The organism is Ureibacillus sp. MALMAid1270 (genome assembly GCF_049202975.1).
Taxonomy (GTDB): domain Bacteria; phylum Bacillota; class Bacilli; order Bacillales_A; family Planococcaceae; genus Ureibacillus.
Map to the genome: position 1 here is coordinate 43407 of NZ_JBMIRP010000030.1, position 22206 is coordinate 65612.

The 22206-nt window shown below is 34.4% G+C and carries 28 protein-coding genes and 1 riboswitch; of the genes, 5 read left to right on the forward strand and 23 right to left on the reverse strand.

Annotated features, from left to right (window positions below; all coding sequences use genetic code 11):
- Nucleotides 1–124: 124 nt before the first annotated feature.
- The 5 genes from ACOQFO_RS03320 to ACOQFO_RS03340 all read right to left on the reverse strand — a co-directional run bounded on the left by ACOQFO_RS03320 (nt 125) and on the right by ACOQFO_RS03340 (nt 2930).
- Entirely contained in the window at nt 125–253 is a 129-nt protein-coding gene (locus ACOQFO_RS03320) for a hypothetical protein (RefSeq protein ID WP_421688284.1), read from the reverse strand.
- A 70-nt stretch (nt 254–323) separates the two neighbouring features.
- A complete protein-coding gene (locus ACOQFO_RS03325) occupies nt 324–674 on the reverse strand; it encodes a DUF1428 family protein (protein WP_421688285.1) in 351 nt (116 codons plus the stop codon).
- A 41-nt stretch (nt 675–715) separates the two neighbouring features.
- A complete protein-coding gene (locus ACOQFO_RS03330; RefSeq protein WP_421688286.1) occupies nt 716–1327 on the reverse strand; it encodes a cysteine peptidase family C39 domain-containing protein in 612 nt (203 codons plus the stop codon).
- A gap of 57 nt (nt 1328–1384) precedes the next feature.
- On the reverse strand, nt 1385–1597 hold the full coding sequence (locus tag ACOQFO_RS03335; RefSeq protein ID WP_421688287.1) for a hypothetical protein: 213 nt from the start codon (nt 1595–1597) through the stop codon (nt 1385–1387).
- Between the two features lie 130 nt (nt 1598–1727).
- Entirely contained in the window at nt 1728–2930 is a 1203-nt protein-coding gene (locus ACOQFO_RS03340; RefSeq protein ID WP_421688288.1) for an iron-containing alcohol dehydrogenase, read from the reverse strand.
- Between the two features lie 229 nt (nt 2931–3159).
- Between ACOQFO_RS03340 and ACOQFO_RS03345 the strand changes: the two genes are divergently transcribed.
- On the forward strand, nt 3160–4353 hold the full coding sequence (locus tag ACOQFO_RS03345; protein ID WP_421688289.1) for an MFS transporter: 1194 nt from the start codon (nt 3160–3162) through the stop codon (nt 4351–4353).
- A 107-nt stretch (nt 4354–4460) separates the two neighbouring features.
- Here the strand turns inward: ACOQFO_RS03345 and ACOQFO_RS03350 are convergent, their stop codons facing one another.
- From ACOQFO_RS03350 to ACOQFO_RS03400, 11 genes are all read right to left on the reverse strand, one after another.
- A complete protein-coding gene (locus ACOQFO_RS03350; RefSeq protein ID WP_421688290.1) occupies nt 4461–4901 on the reverse strand; it encodes a CoxG family protein in 441 nt (146 codons plus the stop codon).
- A gap of 228 nt (nt 4902–5129) precedes the next feature.
- Nucleotides 5130–5714, reverse strand: a complete 585-nt coding sequence (locus ACOQFO_RS03355; RefSeq protein WP_421688291.1) for a YdcF family protein — start codon at nt 5712–5714, stop codon at nt 5130–5132.
- 177 nt (nt 5715–5891) lie between these two features.
- Nucleotides 5892–6059: an aspartyl-phosphate phosphatase Spo0E family protein gene (locus ACOQFO_RS03360; protein ID WP_421688292.1), complete on the reverse strand. Its 168-nt coding sequence runs from the start codon at nt 6057–6059 to the stop codon at nt 5892–5894.
- 186 nt (nt 6060–6245) lie between these two features.
- Entirely contained in the window at nt 6246–7427 is a 1182-nt protein-coding gene (locus ACOQFO_RS03365; protein WP_421688293.1) for a NupC/NupG family nucleoside CNT transporter, read from the reverse strand.
- Between the two features lie 622 nt (nt 7428–8049).
- Nucleotides 8050–10347, reverse strand: a complete 2298-nt coding sequence (gene metE / locus ACOQFO_RS03370; protein ID WP_421688294.1) for a 5-methyltetrahydropteroyltriglutamate--homocysteine S-methyltransferase — start codon at nt 10345–10347, stop codon at nt 8050–8052.
- 160 nt (nt 10348–10507) lie between these two features.
- A riboswitch (cobalamin riboswitch) is annotated at nt 10508–10687 on the reverse strand.
- Nucleotides 10688–10850: 163 nt separating this feature from the next.
- On the reverse strand, nt 10851–12044 hold the full coding sequence (locus tag ACOQFO_RS03375) for a M15 family metallopeptidase (RefSeq protein WP_421688295.1): 1194 nt from the start codon (nt 12042–12044) through the stop codon (nt 10851–10853).
- A gap of 13 nt (nt 12045–12057) precedes the next feature.
- The gene (locus tag ACOQFO_RS03380; RefSeq protein ID WP_421688296.1) at nt 12058–12774 is read right to left on the reverse strand and encodes a TraX family protein; all 717 of its coding nucleotides are present in this window, start codon (nt 12772–12774) and stop codon (nt 12058–12060) included.
- 246 nt (nt 12775–13020) lie between these two features.
- Entirely contained in the window at nt 13021–13731 is a 711-nt protein-coding gene (locus ACOQFO_RS03385) for a S1 family peptidase (protein WP_421688297.1), read from the reverse strand.
- 78 nt (nt 13732–13809) lie between these two features.
- Nucleotides 13810–13998: a LysR family transcriptional regulator substrate-binding protein gene (locus tag ACOQFO_RS03390; RefSeq protein ID WP_421688341.1), complete on the reverse strand. Its 189-nt coding sequence runs from the start codon at nt 13996–13998 to the stop codon at nt 13810–13812.
- 177 nt (nt 13999–14175) lie between these two features.
- Nucleotides 14176–14298: a hypothetical protein gene (locus ACOQFO_RS03395; RefSeq protein ID WP_421688298.1), complete on the reverse strand. Its 123-nt coding sequence runs from the start codon at nt 14296–14298 to the stop codon at nt 14176–14178.
- A gap of 24 nt (nt 14299–14322) precedes the next feature.
- Entirely contained in the window at nt 14323–15336 is a 1014-nt protein-coding gene (locus tag ACOQFO_RS03400) for an AbaSI family restriction endonuclease (RefSeq protein WP_421688299.1), read from the reverse strand.
- A 263-nt stretch (nt 15337–15599) separates the two neighbouring features.
- On the opposite strand from ACOQFO_RS03400, the gene ACOQFO_RS03405 reads away from it, so the two are divergent.
- Nucleotides 15600–15776 carry a hypothetical protein gene (locus ACOQFO_RS03405; RefSeq protein ID WP_421688300.1) on the forward strand — a complete coding sequence of 59 codons (177 nt, stop codon included), beginning with the start codon at nt 15600–15602 and terminating at the stop codon, nt 15774–15776.
- Nucleotides 15777–15885: 109 nt separating this feature from the next.
- Here the strand turns inward: ACOQFO_RS03405 and ACOQFO_RS03410 are convergent, their stop codons facing one another.
- The 4 genes from ACOQFO_RS03410 to ACOQFO_RS03425 all read right to left on the reverse strand — a co-directional run bounded on the left by ACOQFO_RS03410 (nt 15886) and on the right by ACOQFO_RS03425 (nt 16885).
- Complete coding sequence (locus ACOQFO_RS03410) at nt 15886–15975, reverse strand: SEC-C metal-binding domain-containing protein (protein ID WP_421688301.1); 90 nt, start codon at nt 15973–15975, stop codon at nt 15886–15888.
- 136 nt (nt 15976–16111) lie between these two features.
- Nucleotides 16112–16249, reverse strand: coding sequence for a hypothetical protein (locus ACOQFO_RS03415; RefSeq protein WP_421688302.1), 138 nt, complete (start codon nt 16247–16249; stop codon nt 16112–16114).
- A gap of 98 nt (nt 16250–16347) precedes the next feature.
- Entirely contained in the window at nt 16348–16647 is a 300-nt protein-coding gene (locus ACOQFO_RS03420) for an SWIM zinc finger family protein (RefSeq protein WP_421688303.1), read from the reverse strand.
- Nucleotides 16634–16885 carry a DUF6429 family protein gene (locus tag ACOQFO_RS03425; protein ID WP_421688304.1) on the reverse strand — a complete coding sequence of 84 codons (252 nt, stop codon included), beginning with the start codon at nt 16883–16885 and terminating at the stop codon, nt 16634–16636. Before ACOQFO_RS03425 ends, ACOQFO_RS03420 begins: the two co-directional genes overlap by 14 nt.
- A 94-nt stretch (nt 16886–16979) precedes the next feature.
- Here ACOQFO_RS03425 and ACOQFO_RS03430 point away from each other — a divergent pair, with 94 nt between their 5' ends.
- Nucleotides 16980–17699 carry a DUF6904 family protein gene (locus ACOQFO_RS03430; RefSeq protein ID WP_421688305.1) on the forward strand — a complete coding sequence of 240 codons (720 nt, stop codon included), beginning with the start codon at nt 16980–16982 and terminating at the stop codon, nt 17697–17699.
- A 240-nt stretch (nt 17700–17939) separates the two neighbouring features.
- Nucleotides 17940–18365: a hypothetical protein gene (locus tag ACOQFO_RS03435; protein WP_421688306.1), complete on the forward strand. Its 426-nt coding sequence runs from the start codon at nt 17940–17942 to the stop codon at nt 18363–18365.
- A gap of 349 nt (nt 18366–18714) precedes the next feature.
- Here the strand turns inward: ACOQFO_RS03435 and bioB are convergent, their stop codons facing one another.
- Nucleotides 18715–19707: a biotin synthase BioB gene (gene bioB, locus ACOQFO_RS03440; protein ID WP_421688307.1), complete on the reverse strand. Its 993-nt coding sequence runs from the start codon at nt 19705–19707 to the stop codon at nt 18715–18717.
- A gap of 15 nt (nt 19708–19722) precedes the next feature.
- On the reverse strand, nt 19723–20313 hold the full coding sequence (locus tag ACOQFO_RS03445; protein ID WP_421688308.1) for a biotin transporter BioY: 591 nt from the start codon (nt 20311–20313) through the stop codon (nt 19723–19725).
- 293 nt (nt 20314–20606) lie between these two features.
- Here ACOQFO_RS03445 and ACOQFO_RS03450 point away from each other — a divergent pair, with 293 nt between their 5' ends.
- Nucleotides 20607–21236: a response regulator gene (locus ACOQFO_RS03450; RefSeq protein ID WP_421688309.1), complete on the forward strand. Its 630-nt coding sequence runs from the start codon at nt 20607–20609 to the stop codon at nt 21234–21236.
- Between the two features lie 191 nt (nt 21237–21427).
- Here the strand turns inward: ACOQFO_RS03450 and ACOQFO_RS03455 are convergent, their stop codons facing one another.
- Nucleotides 21428–22174, reverse strand: a complete 747-nt coding sequence (locus ACOQFO_RS03455) for a VOC family protein (protein WP_421688310.1) — start codon at nt 22172–22174, stop codon at nt 21428–21430.
- Between the last annotated feature and the right edge of the window lie 32 nt (nt 22175–22206).

A 22206-nucleotide genomic window follows, 5' to 3' on the forward strand; every position in this document is an offset into this window, starting at 1 on the left:
CAAAAAAGGTAGGTTAATGTTCGTTGCATTAACTTACCTTTATTTTTGGGTTTGAGTTATCAGCCAATTCTGCTCTGTTATCAGCCAAATTAGATCTATTATCAGCCAAGTCACTCTCTCGGACTCAGATATCAGCCAACTTCGGCTGGTTATCAGCCAATTCTGCTCTATTATCAGCCAAATTAGATCTGTTTTCAGCCAACTCACTCTCTCGGACTGAGTTTTCAGCCAACTCTACTCTGTTATCAGCCAATTCACTCCCCCGGACTTAGTTACCATCCAAATTTGGTCATAAAAAAGCATCCGTTAAGATGCTATTCATATTAAACCTTTTCAAATTCACCCCGAACGACTCGACTAATATCAATCACTTTAATCATTTCATTAAATAATTCTTCAATACGATGGTCTGAGTCCACTTTTTCCATAACAATATCGTGATGATGTTTATCATTAAATGTAGAAACTGAGCACATCAACGTTTCATTTTCTTGCAGCTCAACTGAAGTATCCATACCTTTACAACCATAGATAGCATGAATGAAAGTACTTTGGAAAGTTTCATCTTCAATAGCACCATATTCTTTGTAAATAAACGAAGCCTTTTTGTTAATCTCCACAAACCGATCCTTATTCTGTTTTAGTACTGGGTATAAAAATAATACATTGTACATAACATTCTCCCGCCTTCTTTTAATAAAGTTCGTTACTAATACTAGCTCTTTGTTGCTTCAACGGCTATGTAAGTATTGCTATAAAGAATCATATGAATATTTTTTATATTCCATAGTTTCTTAAATTCAGGGATTGGAACTTTTCGATTATATCCTTGATCATCTTCACAATTTACTAAATGCCTTAATGATTCTGAAAGGTAAATATACTCCTCGTCATAACCTACGACAGGGACAAAATGTAAATCATGATCCTCCTCTTGTACTTTAATAAAAACAATTACTGGGGTTCCTTTACTCACTTCATACTTTAATGTATCGATATTCCCTTTATAATAGTGTGTTTTAAATCCCTTTTCTCTTAACAACGTACGGATCCCTTTTGGATATACAGTCCCTTTTTTCGTTTTACTAGGAAAATGCTTATATAACGCTTCTCCCTCTGCCTCTATGCCAAAATGCCGTAACAGATACGCAGTTGAAAATGCTGCACATTCCAATTTGTCTTGAAAATCAATTCGATTCTTTTGTTGTATAAAATAGCTCTCAGGATACTCTCTTTTTCTTAATACAGGTATAGGTAATGTCATTAAATAAGCATTGACAATAGTTGATATAATAAGAAATAAAATGACCGTATTTACTATTACCATACTATTCCCCCTCTTAGTCCGGGCTGAACACTTATTTACTTTGTTGATCCTCCAAAACTATTCAGAGCTTTTCATTTTTTTCTCTTTAATAATAAACATTTCCCTTATAAATGCACCAAGAGCTGCTGAATTAACAATGATAACTAATACTGACATTGCTCTTATAAAGATATATGGTGCAAAGATGGCTTGAATACTTGCTAAAATTATCATGGCCCCTGTCGTTATACACCCAATAATGAGCTGTCTTTTCACTTTTTTAGGATCCAATTGACATCTTCTCCCATTTTCAGAAACTTGTTCGTTAATTTAATAGATTCTATATTGGCCACGAAAATCCTTTGGAATTAAAAAAGAGTAATACAGATTACCTGTTTACTCTATTTTTAACGAGTTTCATTTAGTTTATAAGCGAACTTGCTTGTGTTGTGAAATCGTAATGATAACAATAGTTGTATAAATCAATAATTTCTTGTTTCGTTGGCACTTTGGGATTGTTTCCAGGGCTACCACTTGCAATTGCATCGGTTGCCATTTTATCAATTACTTGTTGGAATTTTTCTTCGTGTATTCCCCAAATTTTCAAGTTAGGGATATTTAGATCACTGCAGAGCTGTTTGATTCCATCAATTGCGATTTGTGCTAATTCTGTGTTAGGTAGTGAGGAGGAATCTGGTGAAATGATAAGTCCGATTGTTGCTAATTTTTCAATTGCAGATTCTTTTGTAAATTCAAGTACTCCTGGAAGCAACATGGCATTGGATATTCCGTGAGGTACATGGAACAGAGCCCCAATTGGTCTGGACATTCCGTGAACGAGTGTGACGGAAGCATTACTGAAGGCAATCCCAGCCTGCATAGAAGCTATCGCCATTTTCTCTCTAGCTTTGATATTTTCCCCATCTTCATATACAACCCTTAGATTTTTTAGGATTGCTTCAATTGCGGAAAGAGCCAGTGTATCTGTAAGTGGTTGTGACCTGCGTGATATATAAGCTTCAATAGCATGGCAAAGTGCATCGATTCCTGTTGCTGCAGTAACTGACTTTGGTGATGAAGTCGTAAGCATTGGATCTACGATGGCTACTTTTGGCAAAAATGCATTATGTTTAATCATCATTTTGATATCTTCACTCGTGTTTGTAATGACGGTTACGTTCGTAACTTCAGATCCAGTTCCAGCTGTGGTTGGGATAGCAATAAGTGGAATTGGTGCATGTTGAATTGGGGTTTTCCCACCCATATAATCTCCAATATATCCACCATTCGTAGCTAGCACAGCCACCGCCTTAGCAGCATCAATACAACTTCCTCCACCAATGGCCACAATCACATCGCACTGCTCTTGTAAACAAAGTTGAAGAGCTTCGCCTACATGTTCATCAGTAGGTTCTGTGTTCACATCTAGATAAGAAACGTAAGCAAGATCTAAATCTTCTAAAGTGTTCTGGCATGTCTTAACATGACCAATTTTCTCAATAACACGGTCACTAATTAAAAGCACTTTCTTTCCATAAGACTTCGCTTGTTCCCCAAGCTGAGATAATGAATTTTGACCGTAAAAAACAGAATTCGGTATACTAAATTCAGAATAGGTTTTCATAGAGTTCCCCTCACTTCTCTTGTTTAAGATGAATTAATTTGGATTTATGGACAGACCTTCATTTTCTAATATATTAATCTCGTTAATATATTATGATTCAACTTTTTTATTAGAGATTTCAGGGATACCAATAGAAATTTCACTACCCAAACTACATTAAATACTTAGTCTTTTCTTTTCATCTATTCGGTATAATATACAAATTCAGTTTCGTTGAGGCGGGGATCGGATGATGCAAGGTTCATGGAGAGCGTTAAGTTGGATTGGTTTAGCAGAATTACTCGCATTATGTTTGTGGTTTAGTGCTTCGTTTATTGCTCCTGAGTTACGAATTATTTGGAACCTTAGTCCAAGTGCAGAAGGTTGGCTATCTGCTTCAGTTCCAATTGGCTTTGTTATTGGTGCATTAGTAAGTTCTTCTCTCGGAATTGCCGATCGGTTTAATCCACGAAGAATATTAGCATTTTCAGCTTTTCTCGGTGCAGTATTTAATATTTTGCTAATTTTTATTGATACTGCATTACTAGGGATTCTTCTTAGAATTCTCACTGGATTCACACTTGCAGGTGTTTATCCTATTGGGGTCAAGATGTTATCACATTGGTTTCCGAAACAACGTGGTTTTGCAATGGGAATCTTAATTGCGGCCATAACGATAGGTTCCGCATTTCCACATGTTGTAGTGACGCTCGTTTCTTCATTAGATTGGAAAATGGTGATTATATGTAGTTCACTACTCGCTTTATTGTCCGCACTCATCATTACTTTTTGCGTAAAAGATGCGCCAGTACAATTAAAAAAACTACCTTTCTCATTTAAATTAATAAAAGAAGTCATTTCAAATAAACCAGTCATGCTTGCGAACTACGGCTACTTCGGCCATATGTGGGAATTGTATGCGATGTGGACATGGCTCCCTGTCTTTTTAGCAGCGAGTTTCAAAACCTCTTCACCAGAAACTCCCTATTGGCACATTACCCTGTCTTCATTTGTCGCAATTGGAATTGCAGGAGCGATTGGATGTGTAATTGGTGGTTTCATTTCAGATAAAATGGGTAGAGCTAATTCAACAATTCTTTCAATGTTTATAAGCGCTAGTTGTGCAATTGGGATCGGTTTTACATTTGGTCATTCGATTTTGCTAACATTAGCGGTTGCAATGATTTGGGGAATGTCGATCATCTCTGATTCCGCGCAATTTTCTGCAGCCGTTTCAGAAATTGCCGATGAAGAATATGTAGGTACCGCGCTAACTTTCCAAATGTGCATTGGCTTCCTCATCACCATTGCCTCTATCAATCTAGTACCTTTCCTTCAAAGTATCATTGGATGGGAGTGGGTATTTACAATTCTTGCGATTGGTCCTATTTTAGGGATTATTGCTATGTTGAAATATAAAGGGTATGAAATAAATAGAGGATAATTCAGAAAATGAATAAATACTGAATGAAAAATAGATTCTAAATCTTTCTCATAACTAAAAAAGTAGCCGTCCAAAATTGGATAGCTACTCTTCTTTTTTCTAAACTACTATGAAAATACCAAGATTTTACGTGCAATGGATTCTGTTAAGCGAGATGCAACTTTTGGAACAGCCCATTTAATAACTGGTGTTAATAATGCTCCCGAAATACCGCCTGCATTAACTTCTACTGTACAAGTCATTGTTGTTTTTCCATTTACTTCTTCAGCAGTAAACTGACCACTACCTGTAAAGTTATCAGATATTCCCTTTAACTCAAATTTAATATTAGAAGGTTCGTTCCATTCAGTAATGTCTACTTGAGCTTGGATTGTTTTCTTAATCCCTTTCACATTACCTTCAAATGTCCAAATCGACTGCTTGTCATTAATAATTTCATGTTCTTTATAAGCTGGCACTGCCGTTGCCCATTTCTCAAGATCACTCACATAATCCCAAACTGCTTGTACTTCTACTGGAATTTCTACCGTATGCGTCCCTGTCGCCATAATATCCCTACTTTCAAAGCAATAACAATAAATTCTATAGGATATTATTATTGCATAAAATGGAGAGATTTTCATAGATTTATCACTCTAAATATGCAAATAAGCAATTTTTATATTAATATTCAAATGAATTGATTTCGATTCAATACTAATTAACTCTAAATAAAAAACGACCAAAGTTTTGATTTGGTCGCTTCACTAAATCTTGATATTTACATCTTCATTACATCATTTTCCAAATATGTAAGTCTTCAACAAAGCAAGTCGTTCACGAATTAGAGATTTAGTCCTCACGCTTTTCGGTGTCGGTGCACCTAATACATCGACTTTCAAACCGACAACATTTGCTAAATATTTCGCTCGAGTGAGATGAAAATCGTTAGAAATAATGGTCACTTTGGTTACACCTTCAGGAAGAAATTCCTTTGAATATAGCAAGTTCTCATATGTAGAAGTGGATTTTTCCTCAAGCTGAATACGCAATGGATCTATTCCTGCAGCCATTAAATAACTGGCCATCACAGAAGCTTCAGTTGCTGGCTCGTCGCCCCCTTGTCCACCTGATACAATCACTTGAACATGTTTATGTTTCTTCAAGTAATCACTCGCGACATCTAACCGACTTTTTAGAGAGAGTGATGGATCCCCATTTGGTTTCACTTTGGCTCCCAGTATTATTAAATAATCATTCGACCCATCCGCTATAGGTGATCCTCCTTTTTCTATTTCAGTACCTAGCCAGTAATATAGGAAAACGCTTATGACAACAATTAGAATTATGCCAGTTAACCAGAATTTCATTAACCTTTTCATAAACTCACCTCTTCACTATTGTAACGCAAACAAAGTGGAAAGGGTTCGTAATATTTACATTATTTGGTTCAAAATTCCTTTGAAAGAGGTATGGGAACATTTCTAATATCTTGGAGTCTTCATGCACAAATATAAATGTTTTTATATCAAATCTATTTCTATCGTCTATTCGTATTATTAAAACATTCTATCATTATCTAATCTATTCAGTAATTGATCTAATTGCTGACTTAATTTGATTGTTTCTGGGTGTGTTAAACCAAAGGCTGCTCCAACTTGGATCATTGATTTTCTTGTTGATTCTATGTCTTTTAATAATTCTATATCAAATTTTAATCTTGTCATGAATTACACCAACCTATCTAATTAATGTAATTTCATATTAATGAAAAGCAAAATAGTAATGTATCACCTACCCTTCCTATTTTTTACATACTTGATAGGAAGGTGCTCCTATTTAATATAGAGAGTTAACTATAAATAAAAAGACCACCAAAATCGTTTTAATAAAACGTTTTAGTGGTCCTTAAATTAAATAACTAAACTTACAATAATCGATGATAATACACTTACAAGAGTGGCACCATATAGTAGTTTCAATCCAAAACGCGCGACTATGTTCCCTTGCTTTTCATTAAGACCTTTGACTGCTCCAGCTATAATACCAATCGATGCGAAGTTGGCAAAGGAAACTAAGAATACAGAAAGTATGCCCAGTGTTCGTTCGCTAAATTCATAATTTCCTCCAGATAAATCCAACATGGCAACAAATTCATTTGTCACTAATTTAGTAGCCATAATTCCTCCGGCACTCACTGCCTCAGACATTGGAATCCCCATAATGAAAGCAATTGGAGCAAAAATATAACCTAAAAGCTCTTGGAAAGAAATATTTAACACTAACTCGAAGACATAGTTGAAACCTGCAATTAAAGCTGTATAACCGATTAACATTGCACCTACGACAATGGCAACCTTAAATCCGTCCATGATATACTCACCGAGCATTTCAAAGAAGGATTGCTTTTCATGTTCTTCAATTTCTAATATATCTTCTTTAGCACCTACATCGTACGGATTAATAAGTGTAGCGATGATAAATCCGCCAAATAGGTTTAACACTAAAGCGGTAACAATATATTTTGGTTCTAGCATTGTCATATACGCACCAACGATGGACATTGATACAGTTGACATTGCTGAAGCGCATAAAGTATACAAACGTTGTTTCGAAAGGTGACCAAGTTGTTTTTTCAACGTGATGAAAACTTCTGATTGACCGACCATTAGCGAAGCAACTGCATTATAAGATTCAAGTTTTCCCATTCCATTCACTTTACTTAAAATATAACCAATCCACTTCATAAGAAACGGTAGTACTTTGATATATTGAAGAATGCCAATTAATGCAGAAATAAAAACAATTGGAAGCAATACATTTAAGAAGAATGGACTTTCGCCTTCATTTGCAATACCACCAAATACGAAATTAACCCCTTCAGCTGCTAATTCGAGAAGCTTAGAGAAAACAGCTGCAATTCCTTTCGTTATTAATAAACCAATTTCTGTATTTAATAATAACAATGATAACAGGATTTGAATGATAATCATTATTATAACTGGTTTAATTTTTATCTTTTTTCGATCGGAACTAGCGATCCAAGCTAAAAATAATACAACTAAAATTCCTAAAATTGATATAACATATTGCATATGTAACCTCCTGATGAATTAATATGTGCGCGCTTACAATGGAAGTTACTACTAACATACCGCTTACGCATAGTAACCTCTTTTCACTACAATTGCAATGAATATTTTGCGAATATTAGCGGAAAACAAATAAACAGTTTATTCAAAAGAATATTTCTATTTTGAAGTTTAACCATAAAATAGAATCTTACGCCCAAATTTGTTTTATTAAAAACTAATAACCTCACTAGAATTTCATGGATTCACTAATGCGTTTTCTCGATTTGGGAAAATAAAAAATGCTTAATTGAATCTATACAGATTAACTAAGCATTTATAGTAAAAGGGTTAACTTAAACCATATTTCCTATTCAATTGCTAGACAATACCAACAGAAGCTAATAATACGATAATTAAAATAATAATTTTTCCGTCAATCCTGTTTTCCCACCAGTGATACCATCGAATGGAAATATTTCTCCTTCGAGCTGTGATGTTCCTCATTTCTGAATATTCTAGTTAAATAAAGAATGGCGTCCGAAAGACTAATGAAGATTACCATTTCGTGACGCCTATTAATGTTATTAGAAAATACTAGGCAATATCAATTAATTAACCTATTTGTTGAAAAAGAGAGTGCAATTTAATTTACATTATTACTCAAAACTTCATGGCGTAGTAATTTTGCAGCCTTGACCATGTTCGTTAAAGCAGCGACTGTTTCAGGCTCTTGACGTGTTTTTAACCCACAATCTGGATTAATCCAAAATCGCTCTTTTGGAATAACTTGTAAACTTGCATTTAATATTTCCATCATTTCAGAAACATCCGGTACACGTGGACTATGAATATCGTATACTCCTAAACCAATGCCTAATTCATAAGGATGTTGTTGAAGGGAATAGATCAATTCGCCATGACTTCTTGATGTTTCTAATGAGATGACATCTGCATCAAGGGATTCAATCGGTTCAATAAAATCATTAAACTCCACATAACACATATGTGTATGAATTTGTGTTTCATTTTTTACGCTAGATGTCGCTAACTTAAATGCATTAACCGCCCACGTTAAATAGTCCGACCAATTTTCTTTACGAAGCGGCAGGCCTTCTCGAAGTGCAGGTTCATCTACTTGAATAATTGCAATCCCAGAACGTTCTAATTCTAAAATTTCTTGACGTAATGCTATGGCAATTTGATTTGCAACAACTTCTCTTGGCACATCATTTCTAACAAATGACCAGTTTAAAATAGTTACAGGTCCTGTTAACATACCTTTAACGTGAGCATCTGTTAGTTTTTGAGCAAAGAGTACTTCTTTTAAGGTCATAGGGCTTGTCCATTCAACATCTCCGTAAATGATAGGAGGCTTTACACATCGAGAACCATACGAAACGACCCATGCATTTTGTGTAAAAGCAAAACCTGTTAATTTCTCGCCGAAGAACTCTACCATATCAGTACGTTCAAATTCGCCATGTACAAAAATATCTAGCCCAATTTCTTCTTGTAATTTAATCCAACGGGCTGTTTCCTTTTCAATAAATGCCTCATATTCCGTATCTGAAATTTGCTTTTTACGCCAAGCTGCACGTGTTTTTTTCACTTCAGATGATTGTGGGAAACTACCAATTGTCGTGGTAGGAAAAAGTGGTAAACCTAATACCTGTTGTTGAATCAATCTGCGTTGATCGTATGGTAGTGCTCTTGAAAAATCATTCGCCGTAATAGATTGCATTATTTCTTGCACTCGTTTATTGTTTCTGATTGGATGCGTTGCAAGTGCTTCAATAATCTCCATACTTTCAGAAACAGCCTTTTCTTTGATCCATTTACCATGTTTAATGTAGTGAGTTACATGAACAATCTCACTTATTTTCTCATCCGCAAATGAAAGAGCATTTAATAAAACAGGTTCTAACTTTTGCTCATTTCTAGTAGTAATTGGTACATGTTGTAAGCTACATGACGATTCAATCCAAACTGATTGCGCCTTGCTTAAATACACTACACTTTCAATCTCTGACACGACTTCTGCCAGATTACTAGACCAAATATCACGACCATTTATACAACCGATTGCTAATACTTTGTTATTTGGAAACCCATGTTTCCGAATCGCTTCCTTATTTTCTTTTTTCCCGTGGACAAAATCTAAACCAATTCCTGCAACTGGTAAATTTGATAATCGTTCATAGGATGTCAATGCTTCGAAATAAGTTTGTAGCATAATTTTTGCAGATGGAACACTCTCTGCTAGTTTACTATAGATTTGCTCAACTAATCGAACCTCATCATCTGGAAGGGATTTTGTTAAAGAAGGCTCTTCAAGTTGAATCCACTCAGCACCCGCATCTACTAATTGTTGTATCACTTCTGCATAAAGTGGCAGTAATTGTAGAATAAAGATTGCTTTAGTTTGATCATCATAACCTTTTGATAAATCCATAAATGTATAAGGGCCTATTAAAGTAGGCTTCGCAATAATATTTAGTTCATTTTTCGCTTCTAAAAAATATTCTAGTAATATATTTTCTTTTAGTTTCAATTGTTTTCCATCAAATTCAGGAACGATATAGTGATAATTTGTATTAAACCATTTTGTCATTTCACAAGCGACTACATTTTTTGCGCCACGTGCCATTGCATAATAACGAGTTAGTGCTGTTTCATTATTTAATGATTGATATCGCTCAGGAATAATACCAAACATAAAAGCTAAGTCGAGCATACGATCATATAGTGTAAAATCACCAACCGTAATATAATCGATTCCTAATTCTTGCTGACGTTTCAGATTGTGTAATCGTAGTTCCTTCATTTGCTGATGAAACTGAACTTCTGAAAGGTCACCTTTCCAAAAACTTTCTACAATTTTTTTCCATTGTCGTTGTTCCCCAATATATGGGTAACCAACCACTGTACTAATTACTTCCATTTCGATAAGCCTCCTTTTGTATTACATAACCCAAATAAAAAAGCTATTTCTGAACTTCAGAAATAGCCTTGGACTTATCTATGCACAATTGTAAAAAGCGTAAAAAAATTATTTTTACGTCTCCACTCGCACAGACACCACCTATTTCCTCGTAGGTATTTGGTGTGCACTTAAATAGGCAGGTCTCCTGACTTTTCATCAACGCAATTCAATGCCTTCCCATTCTCACAGTGGCTTCTTTTGAATTGCTCCGAATTTACAGTTGCGGGACAGTGTTGGATTTTCACCAAGCTTCCCTTTTAAGCTTATTTTCATAAGCACCTATTTCGACACGTTATGTAATTCATTTCATTATACATAAAAAATTGAAATGTTCAATTAATTCTTATTATTTTTTCTAGTATTGTAAATAATTCTTGAAGGATTTTGGCATTTTACAACTGGTATATAAAAAAGAAACCAAATTTCAAATTGGTTTCTTTTCATTAAGATATGAGCTAAATCTATTCCTTCGAATTTTGATTAGTAGACGGAATTTCACTATAAATTTCCGTTAAAACATATCCTCCATCGCTACTATTATCCTTCACTTCATTCAACGCATCTAAATCATTAAAATGCCACCATTCAGATGCTAACGGTGTAAGCCCGGCTTTTGTATTATAAGTTTGAAGATTGATGGCTGCTTCGTTCATTTTGTCAGATAACTTAACATTTTTCCAAGCTGTTGGAGAAATGGCTGAAACAGGGTATTTGAATGTAGCTGAGGCGAAGCTCAACTCGTGAATTGGTGTCGGCATTGTATACTCTGTATAGTTAGTGATTTCATTAACTGCATAATTTCCAATCACAACCGACTCAATTGAGTTTACCTTTGCTAAGCTTACATCGATTGCATAACCAACTTGATGATTCGAAACATTTGTTGCAATAAACCAATTGATCGACCATGGAGCCGTACTAATTCCAGCAGCAACCTCAAAATCAATCGTAGCTAGTTTAGATAATTCATTTACAATGGCTTGTTGAGCAGCATAAGGTCGATATCCTTCGTAGATAAGCAAAGAGTTCCCATCCGCTAATGCGTATTGCTGTGCGAGATGAATCTTTTTAGACATGGAATATAATACAGGGACTATGAATTCTTCTTTTCCAAGTCTCTTATTGAAAGTTTTACCTTGGTAAAGAGGTTGTCCTGTAATATTAGGAATTGACTTTCCTGAAGATACATATTTAGCAGAATACGTATTGGTATTATCATAAATAATGGACGGGATTACATCTGGCAAATTAATAAAACAATACTTATGCAATACCCATCCATTTGAAGTTTCATTTTGTATGAACCACCAATCACCATCCTCTTGGATGATTTCAAAAGCAGTACCTGGTTCAAGTAGCTGAACAGTTTTAGAATCTTGACTTGCAGATTCTTTTAACTCTAACTGAACAGAAGTAAATCCTGTTGCACCGATTACTGGCAATTCCAGATCTCCCTCGTATAGTTCTGGTTTAGGAGTGGGAGGTTGTACAACAGTCGGAATTTTTTCTTCAGGAGTTGCTATTTCATTATTTAAATCTTCATTATCTTCTACTTCATTGCTAGAAGACGAAGCTGAACAGGCTGATAGTAGAAAAATAAATGCCAACAGAAGTGGGAAAAAAATAGAATATTTTCTACTAAATAATCTTGTCATATATCCTCCTCCGTTAAGCAAAAATCATTATATAGATATAATATAATAATAATAGATGCAACGGATAAAAGATATAGAATCCCCATTTTAAAATTTTGGATTTCTTACCTTGTTTTCCTTTATACAATAGTAGTAAAGGGATCGCTAAAAATATTGCTAATTGATTTGCCCACAACCAACCATAATCATAAATGGAATGAGCAACATGAAGCACACCTATAACCGAAAAACTAAGCAATTGCTTACCGATATCTCCCCTAAATAATCCAAAGAACAATATCCATAGTACCCCGATATAATACCAATCAGCAGGAACAGCTAGAATACAGCAAGCAATTATTCCAAGTACTCTTAAATAAAGTGGATACTTTTCGTTTTTCGCAATTGTTAATGCGATTAACCCTAAAGCTAACGACCAAAAGACACTCGTTCCGCGCCACCATGTGATATGGAAATAGATAACGTATGGAAAATGTGATATTGCAGCGAAAATCAGTAACCTTTTAATGTATTTATGTACATTCGAAGTGTAAAAATATCCTTCAGCAATTAAATAACACATAATCGGTGCTACAACTCTTCCTGGTATGCGAGATAGTGCCCCTTCCAAACTACTCTGATCAAGAAACATCGCAAACATATGATCAAAAAACATAAGGATAATTGCGATATATTTTAGTTGGTTTGAAGTCATTTCTCTTTGTATGACAGTTGTGTTTGTGAGTAGCATTTGAATCTCCCTAACTTCTCTAAATACTTTTTTATAACGATAAGATTTTTTATTAGTGTGGCCTCTTTTATGAGACTCTAAAAATTATTATGAAAAATTATTTTTGTTACCTAATGTTTACTTTTCGTTGGGTTATTTTTTTATTTCCTCACAAAATAAAACCAAAATTAAAAACCCCTAATCAGCAGGGGTTTTCATTATGGTTATCAAGAGTTACTGCACAATACTAGGACGAAGAAATTAAAATCATTTACCCCTTTTTATCAGTGAATTGACTATTTCCACACGCTCGCCAACTGTATTGATAGGAATCGCATACCCAATACCAAGATTCAAATTTCTTTCCATTTGATTGATTAAATATAGGATAAGACCAACAAGGTTATCATGATCCAATAATTCAACTTTTGGCTTAGCCTGTTTCAGTTCTGTTAACATATAAGAAAGCGGTCCATGTTTGGCATTTACTATGCCAACTAATTCTCCATCCGCATTAAATAATGGACCACCAGAATTTCCGAAGTTAATAGATGAATCAAGTCGAATTAATTTAAAATCATTCAACGGTTCAAATCCTGCAATATTGGCTGAAAGTGCAGTGATCTTTTTTATATTCAAAGGAAATCCAACTACAAATGCCTCCTGCCCAATCTTCACCGTTGATGAATCTCTTATATCAACCCCTTTACCAAGGGACTTACTAACTTCCAAAATTGCAATATCTGTTTTGGAATCATTGAAAATAACATTACATTTTTGAGCATTACCTTGACCTGAAAATCTTGCTGTATTTACAAGTTTAGGCTTAATGCAATGAGCACATGTTATGATTTTAGTACCATCACCAATCAATACACCTGTTCCAGACGATACTATTTTCTTCTCTTCTGTATTATTAAGAACACAGATATTTACCACTGAGTCCTTGATCTTATCGAATTGTTTTGAAAAATCCATCGGTAATCCCCCTCGGTTATCATCTCCTCCTGATTTTGTAGTATATGAAAGTATGTACGTCTCTCGTAAATCGTTCACCTATATATAAAAAAACCGCCTTCCTATTGTGAGGAAAACCATTTCTGGAAGGATACTAATTCCCATCCCATTCTCCACCATTGAAATAATAGCTTGGTCATCTGACAGTTCAAATTTAATATTAGGGGTAATATGGGTTTCTTTTAATACTCGTATAAGGTCATTATCACTCCCTTTTTTCGATTTGATGAAAGGTTCTTCTTAGGAGCAATTCTTATTTTAATAGGTGTCTTGGCTGCACAGTTTAATTTTAAGAAAATTCTTATGAGGAAAAGTTTTCATCAAACAGCGGATGGTTCTAAAGCACAACTAAAAATCTAATGAGAACATATGAACAAACTACTTAATAAAAACAGGCGGTATCTCTTAATAGATACTACCTGCTTTAACAATCTCAACCTCAACATTAGGTATAATCTTTACATTTTTAAACTCTTCATCCCAATTGATTTTCTTCCACAGTTCCGGATCATCAATCGATAATCTCATTCAGATACCAGAAGAGTCACTGTTTTATTTATTAATATCAATTATTCTTATTATTTTGTACCGCTCACCATATTTATCTTCAAATTTCCTAATTTGCTCTTCAGTATAGAAATGGGCAACTTTATAGCCATTCTGATGATATGCTTCCGCAATTCGAGTAGGCTGTTCCACATTACTTGGATAGTAAGTCGGCATTAATGTGGAAATTCGATCATATGTAAGGATATTTGTTCTCTTACTCTTCTCATGATTTAATTGATAAAGCCCCTTAAATACTGCTTCAAAACTACCAGAGGATGTTTTGGCATAGGCAAACAATGCTGTTTTTTGATTTAACTGATACATTCTCTTTTGGAAATATGCTTCATTTTCCTCTTTGTCGGTGTTGAATTCCGTAAACACTTCCTCATTTTCAAGAAGCTCGTTATTCCATGTACCATTCGGGAAAAATTTCAATCGTTTGATATCTGTATCCTTTTCAAATTTATGCGCTGCCCCACTACCTTGTAAGCCTTCATATCCAGCCCCAAACACATTACAACAATCCACTACTCTCCTTAATGAAACATTGTCATCCGCATCAATGTACCCTTGCTCAATATAAGTTTGTGGATCATAATCTTTTTCCAGATCCCAAGGAATAAACCATGGTTCCTTTGTAAGCAAAAGAATCTTTTGAACAACCTCGTCGATCTTTTCATGAATTTTCTCAACAGGCTGTGTCGCATCGATTCGTACAAACTCACAGTTTAAAGCATTCACAATATCATTTTTTCTAATTTCATCTAATGATTGATTTAGTTCCGTTTTATGATGTTCTTCGTCAATTTCGACTGCCAAATTAAACTGCGGAAAATACAAATCAATTAATCCATATTCAAGTTTCTCATTGTTTGTCGATCGAATGACATACTGTTGCGTGTTTATCTTAATATCATAATTATCAAGTAAGTGCCAAATTCTCGTAATGATGTAGTTCTCATCATTTTTCTTATTTGTTTTTGCTAATTGTCTTTTCACATAGTCGTATCTGTTCATTGAATTATTGCCACCTCTAGATTTGTTTCCATCCTATCTTATCCTAAATGCGAGGAATGTGAGTAGAAAAAGCTTCATTTGTACCGGATTTAGACGACTTTGTTTTGACTAGGTTCCGATTGGAATTTTTTATGAAAACTCATTGGAAATTTGAGGCATCTGTTCCATTGAAAAACCATTTACAGAAAATATCCTTCAAAATGGTATTTTAATTTATTTACTTGGCAAAGATGTAAATGAATACAATAAATGGAGGAATTAACATGGAAACCACTATGAGTGTGGATGAAGTAGTTCGTAAAATTGCAGAATTAGTGCAAAGAGAAGGACAGCCTCTTCGTAAGAAAGAAATCAAAAAGACAAATCCAGAATTAATGAAAAATGCACTATATTATTTCCCAAGCTGGGAAGACGCTATTGAGAGAAGTACGAAGTCGTAAATTTCAAGAGCTTAGGGAGAAATAAATTTATAGGTTGGAAACTTTTGTTTCCAACCCTTTTTTTCGTTTATCTATCTGAACAAACAATTGAAAAATGAATGTCATATCATTATTCCCCACAGCATTTCTTAAATTTCTTGCCACTTCCACATATACATGGACCATTTCGACCGATTTTCCAAAACTTATCTTGAATCATTTTTTTCAATACTCCCCCGAAACAATCAAGATATCCTGCACTCGTTTTGCTCGTTTATATAAATCTGCATTGTAAAGGCCGACATATTATTGCCTCCATCTAGTGAGATTGCTTCTAACGAAGTTGTTCAAAAATATTAAAAATAACGGAATAAATCACTATGTAATTCACCGTCTTCCTCATAAACAACTTCATCACATATTATACAATAGCCTGCTCCGTCTTCTACTTCTATATAGCAATAGCAAACTGGGCATTGTTTTTCCTCTGTCATAATATTCACCTAATTTCTATACACTCTGTTTCTATAGTAAATGAAATTTTTCTCAAAATCATTAACAATAGTGTTTCGAATGTTTTTAATTTCAATTATCAAAACTTTTTACAAAATAGATTACTGCCTTTACACAGATTTTTCAATGCATAAAAAGCCACCACTTGATGCTTGCATATATTACTATAATCATATGGACAGTTACATTTGCTTTGAATGATATCCTTGTTTGGGCTTAACGCTATATAAACTTCATAACTTTCACTTCCTAGAACTTCTATACTATATTCATCTGCGCCTAACTCAATAATTTGTTCAACCAGATCCTGTCTATAGTAGGTATTTCCACGCTCAAGTATGATTGGTTCGACATACTGTTCAAAATTATTCAGATTCATTCTTAATTTCTCCTAGGTATTTCTTTATTAGCTGTTTTGCTTGTTCGACTCCACCCTTAGTTAAGTAAATCGATTTTGCTTTGTTGCTTCCTCTTAAATAGTCTTGTTCTATTAATTGGTTAAGCGCCTCAAATGAATACCCCTTCCAGCTTCTTCGCATTGTTTCTGGTAGATCTTCCTCTTTCCATGATGTTAGATATAGTAATAATAGCGTTAATTCTTCGATTTCTTTTTTCATTGATTTTCTTACTCCATCCTAAATGGTAGATTTACTAAACATCTTATGTATCCTATTATACAATGGAGAAAACGAACTTGAAGAGGAGTTTCATATGCTTACAGTTGAAAACACACCAAATTTAACCGGAGTTTTACTTAAAGGAGATCAGGAGGATTTTGAGGATTTATATAACGCGCTACATAATTTGGTAGGCACTGAGGAAACCGTAAAGGATCATTATCAAGTACGAATTCGTGTACTTGGTCTTTGCTACGATTTACGCCATGCAAATATGGGACACCGAAATGCGTTTTTTAAAAGCCACGGACTAGATGATGAACAAATGGCTTTCCTATCACTTGTGGGTTCCAAGCACAATCTATATCTATCTTTCGAAACATTGTGGCCCGAACTTCTGTTTATTGTCTTTTCACTTGAGAATTTTATTCAAACCTATTCAAAACGTGAAAAGGCCCATGCATGGGATGCAAATATTATGACTGCCCGGAAGTTCCAATCGATTGTTGCGAAATTACTTGAGGAAACATTGACTTCTGGCCAATTCAGTTCCTTAAAAAAGATGATGAACCCCACATCTCTTATGTACAAAGGATTTTTCACGCAATACATAGATATACAAAATATAGATTGGCTTCAAATGAGTAAAGCACAACGTCTTAAAAAGTTAAGTATTTTAGCCAAGCGATTTACACAGGATTCTTCGGATTATCAGTTAGTAAAGGCAGAGATTGAAGCAGCCGCAAAAAGAAACAGCTGCCATCCATCTGAAATTCGATTTGCTCAGGATTACCCGGATGAAATTGTGTGGTGATGATGATAGAGGACCACCACTCTAAAACAACTTGAAAAAAATCCATTACGATGAATTCTGAAGAAGCTTCAAAACATGTAACACTGGAAATTCGACGCAAAAATTTTAAACGTGGTCGAGTAAGACCAAAAGATTTATGGAGGTTGGGTCAAATCACTTTTACAGTGCAGCTCCTTTCGGATGGTAAATTTGGTTAAATAACGTGCACCTGGTGCACAAACAATAATAGGAGGAACCAACATGACATTAAATACAATCAATTTAATGGATGCATTTATCATCGAAACAGTTCGAAGTAACGGGGTTTCAAATGAGGAAATAATACAAAAAACACTTAATAAAGATGTGGATACGTGGAGAGAGTTTTCTAAAGACTTTAAGTTTGAAAGACTAATAGAACTTGCTGAAGACGAGGAAGCATTTAAATCTATTATTGAAGATGGTTATAAAGTTAGTTTCGTTACAAGAAATGGACTGAAAAACCTGATGAGACTAAAATTCCAAATTACCGAAAATGACTATGAACAAGTAGAAAACGGATACCTTAACTTAGAAATTAGTGAGGATCAGTTAGCTGGTATTAAACAATTCATTTCTGGGAATTGGAATATTCATGAAATCGAGCGAAATGAATCGACAGTGAAAGTGAATATTACGGTTGGATGATTTCTAATTAAAACATAGGCTGGCAAAACCTTTCTTTTAGCAGTGCTGTTACTAGTTGGGTTATGTCTAGTCGTTTAAAGTATAGTCGGAATAATTCCGCTTAACTTGGAAATAAAATAAAAAATAGCCGAAATAGGCGGAGGGATTCCGGTTAAAACCCTGAAAAACGTAAAAAAGAGGGGTTTTATTTCACATAACCGGAAAAACTCCTCTTATTAGCCCTCAAAACAAGCATCATTCAGCCAATAAAGGAAAAATTTCCAGTTATTTCCCTCCACTAAACTATATAAAAGAAACGAAAAAAGTGAAATAACAACGCTGATTTCACTTTTTTATTTATCTAAGCTAACTATAATAGAGCAGCCTGTTTCTCCGCTAGCTCAATTTCAAAACCTAAATCTTTTAACATCACATAATCTTGGTTCTCTTCTTGTCCAGCTGTTGTTAAATAATCCCCTACGAATATACTATTTGCAGCATACAATCCCAGTGGTTGCAGGGATCCAAGGTTTACTTCACGACCGCCGGCAATCCGTATTTCTTTTGTCGGATTAATATAGCGGAATAAAGCTAATACCTTTAAGCAATAACGAGGATTTAATTCTTTTGTACCTTCAAGCTTTGTTCCGTCGATGGCATTTAAAAAGTTAATCGGTATAGAATCAGCATCTAGTTCTCGTAATGCGCGAGCAATATCAATAACGTCCTGTTTCGTTTCTTTCATTCCGATAATTGCTCCAGAACATGGAGATAGGCCATGTTTTTTCGCAATTTCCACCGTATTTACTCGATCTTCATACGTATGAGATGTTGTAATGTAATCATGGTGACGAGCAGATGTGTTCAGATTGTGATTGTAGCGATCTACACCAGCATCTTTAAGTTGTTCTGCCTGCTCTTCTTTTAATAAACCTAAACATGCACATACTTTTAAACCGTATTTTTCTTTAATTTCTTTAACAGCTTCACTTACAACATTCACATCTTTACGAGTTGGCCCTCTACCGCTTGCTACAATACAAAACGTTCCAATGTTATTTTCAAAAGCCTGCTTAGCACCTTCTAAAATTTCTTCTTTTGTAATGAATGGATATTTTTCGATCGGTGCAGTAGAGATTGACGATTGTGAACAATATCCACAGTTTTCCGGGCAGTAGCCACTTTTTGCATTAATAATCATATTCAGCTTAACTTTTTTACCAAAGTAATGTTTGCGGATGGTAAAAGCACCTTGCATAATTGGTAATAATTCATCATCATCAGCCTCTAAAAATGCCATTGCCTCTTCATCAGTTAAAACTTTCCCATCAATTACTTCTTGAGCAAGTGTAATCCAGTTCATCATAAGACCCCTTTGTTATTTTATTGGTATGATTTTTAAGGTTTTTTGAAGTCTGTAAGCAAGAATACTGGCAAAAATCGCAAGTACAAAATCCTTTGGCATTGGTGGAATCATCCACAGCCAAGCTAATTGATACGAAAACCCTTCTGGTGCTGCAAACCATAGCTTGTACGCGCCATACATCCAGTTCGTACCTAAAATGTAGTTTAAAAATGTGGCAAATAGAGCTGCAATAATATATGACTTTCGCGTTTTGAAGCGCTCAACGATCAGCCCGGCCACATAAGCACATAAAATAAATGTAATTATAAAACCAAATGTAGGTGATAGAATCGATGAAATACCACCTTTAAATCCTGAAAAGACCGGTGCTCCAGCTAAACCAATTAGCATATAAACTGTACAAGCAATCGCCCCTTTTTTGCTACCTAATATGAGCCCAGCTAATACGGCAAAAAAGGTTTGTAAAGTAATCGGTACACCACCGACTGTCAGGAACGGAACAATTGATGTAATATTTGCGCCGATCATCATTAAGGTTGCAAATACTCCGCAATAAATTAAATCAACCGTTCGCCATGACTGAACTTTCGATATCGTTTCCATAATAGCCTCCTTTACGTTAACCGATTAAAATATGTTGTTAACGTAAAATATAAATAATAAACCAGTTTACGTCAACTGATAAATTACTATAGTTAACGTAAAATCGATAGAGTTACTAGAATTCAGATATACTACTCACTCGCATCAATAAAAAAATAATAATAAAATAAACGCCAAAACCTCTATGGGCATAAGAGGTATCACAGAAAAAGTTAAAATATTCAATGGATCTTTTAAATTAGAAACTAATCTTCAAGAGGGGTTAACTATTGTAATAAATATTTCCGAAAGGAGTGAGCAACTTGACTTCACTTCTTATAGTTGATGATCACCCTATTGTTTTAGAAGGAACCAAAAATCTTTTTCAAGGAATTAAAGATATAGATGTAGAAATAGAAACTGATTTCACAAAAGTACTTAAAAGAATCGCAACTGAACCTTTTGATGTGTATTTAATTGATATTAATATGCCTTTAAATGGGATAACTTTAGCACAACAGATAAAATCCATGCAACCAACGGCATCTATTATACTTTATACCGGATATAACGTTTCTGATTATTATCCCCTACTTTTAGAAAAAAAAGTCGAAGGTATTCTGTCTAAAACAGCTTCTAAAGAAAAGATAATACGTACCATTTATTCAGCGATTAACAAGGAAATGATTCTCTCATTGGATTTTTTAGACTTTCTAAATAATATGTTTAAACTACAAACGATGAAGTCTAATCTCCAGTTAACTGAAAAAGAAAAGAAGATATTAAGACTTATTACAGAGGGGTACACCAATAAAGCCCTAGCTGTAGAATTAAAAGTAACCCAACGAACTGTTGAAAGATATTTATCTCAAATATTTGCTTTGTTAAACGTAGAATCTAGAGCAGATGCTGTTAAATTCGTTGAGAAACATAATTTACTTTGAGCAAATTAGCTGATTGGGATATTCCAATCCCGTTTAACAAGCAAAGATATGATTGTTCTTACACTGGGTTTATCCAATGTAAGAACGATAAATTGGTCCAAAAAACTACTTAATAACTATATTTTCAAATTCAACAAAAACCATCCAAGTTAAATTTGGATGGTTTTTTGAGTTCGTAAAACCCATCATGTTTAACTATTTTTAATTATTAAATTTCCTATTTCAAGTTGCTTAGTAGATTTTTCTTCATTCACACAGTCCAATATTACTTCAATTGAATGTTTTTCAGATTCAACAAAAGAAATAGTTTGTCCCCCAAGTGAAACAATGATTGTACTATCTCGTATTTCATACTCTTGAAAAAGTGCTTTAATAATCTTTTTATCATGTTCAGTCAATATGCCATAAATCCTTACTTCTAATATCCCATTAATGTTCGTCTCCCTACTATTCGGTACCATGTACTGTTGCATATATGCTTTGCTTTTTTCATCATTAAGCTGTTGTAAGAAAAATTGAAAAGGCATTCCTTCAAATTTAGGCAAATATGAGTTTTTCCAAGGCATCGTCTTACTTAGTAGATTAAAGAACCATTTATATTTTAATGGTTCTGGCGCTGATACTTCAATGTTTTGTCTTAAAAGCTTTTGATAGGTAGCTTCAATATCATCTACTTCTAACGCAAAACCAATAAGTCCCCTATGCCCACTATGATAATCCTCAGTCCAACTTTTTATCCATCCCCCACCATTAATTGTTTTAATTCTAATCAGTTCAAAGTATTCACTCCCAATCCATATGTTCGATACCTTAAAGCCTCTTGTACCTTTACCCCATTTTGGCTCATATGGAAGACCTAGTGAGTGGACTTTTTTTATAAAACTTTTATCTTCTTGTACAAAACTATCAACATTTACAACTAAATGGTCAATCTTCAAATAATACACCTCCAAAATTATTAATACTAATG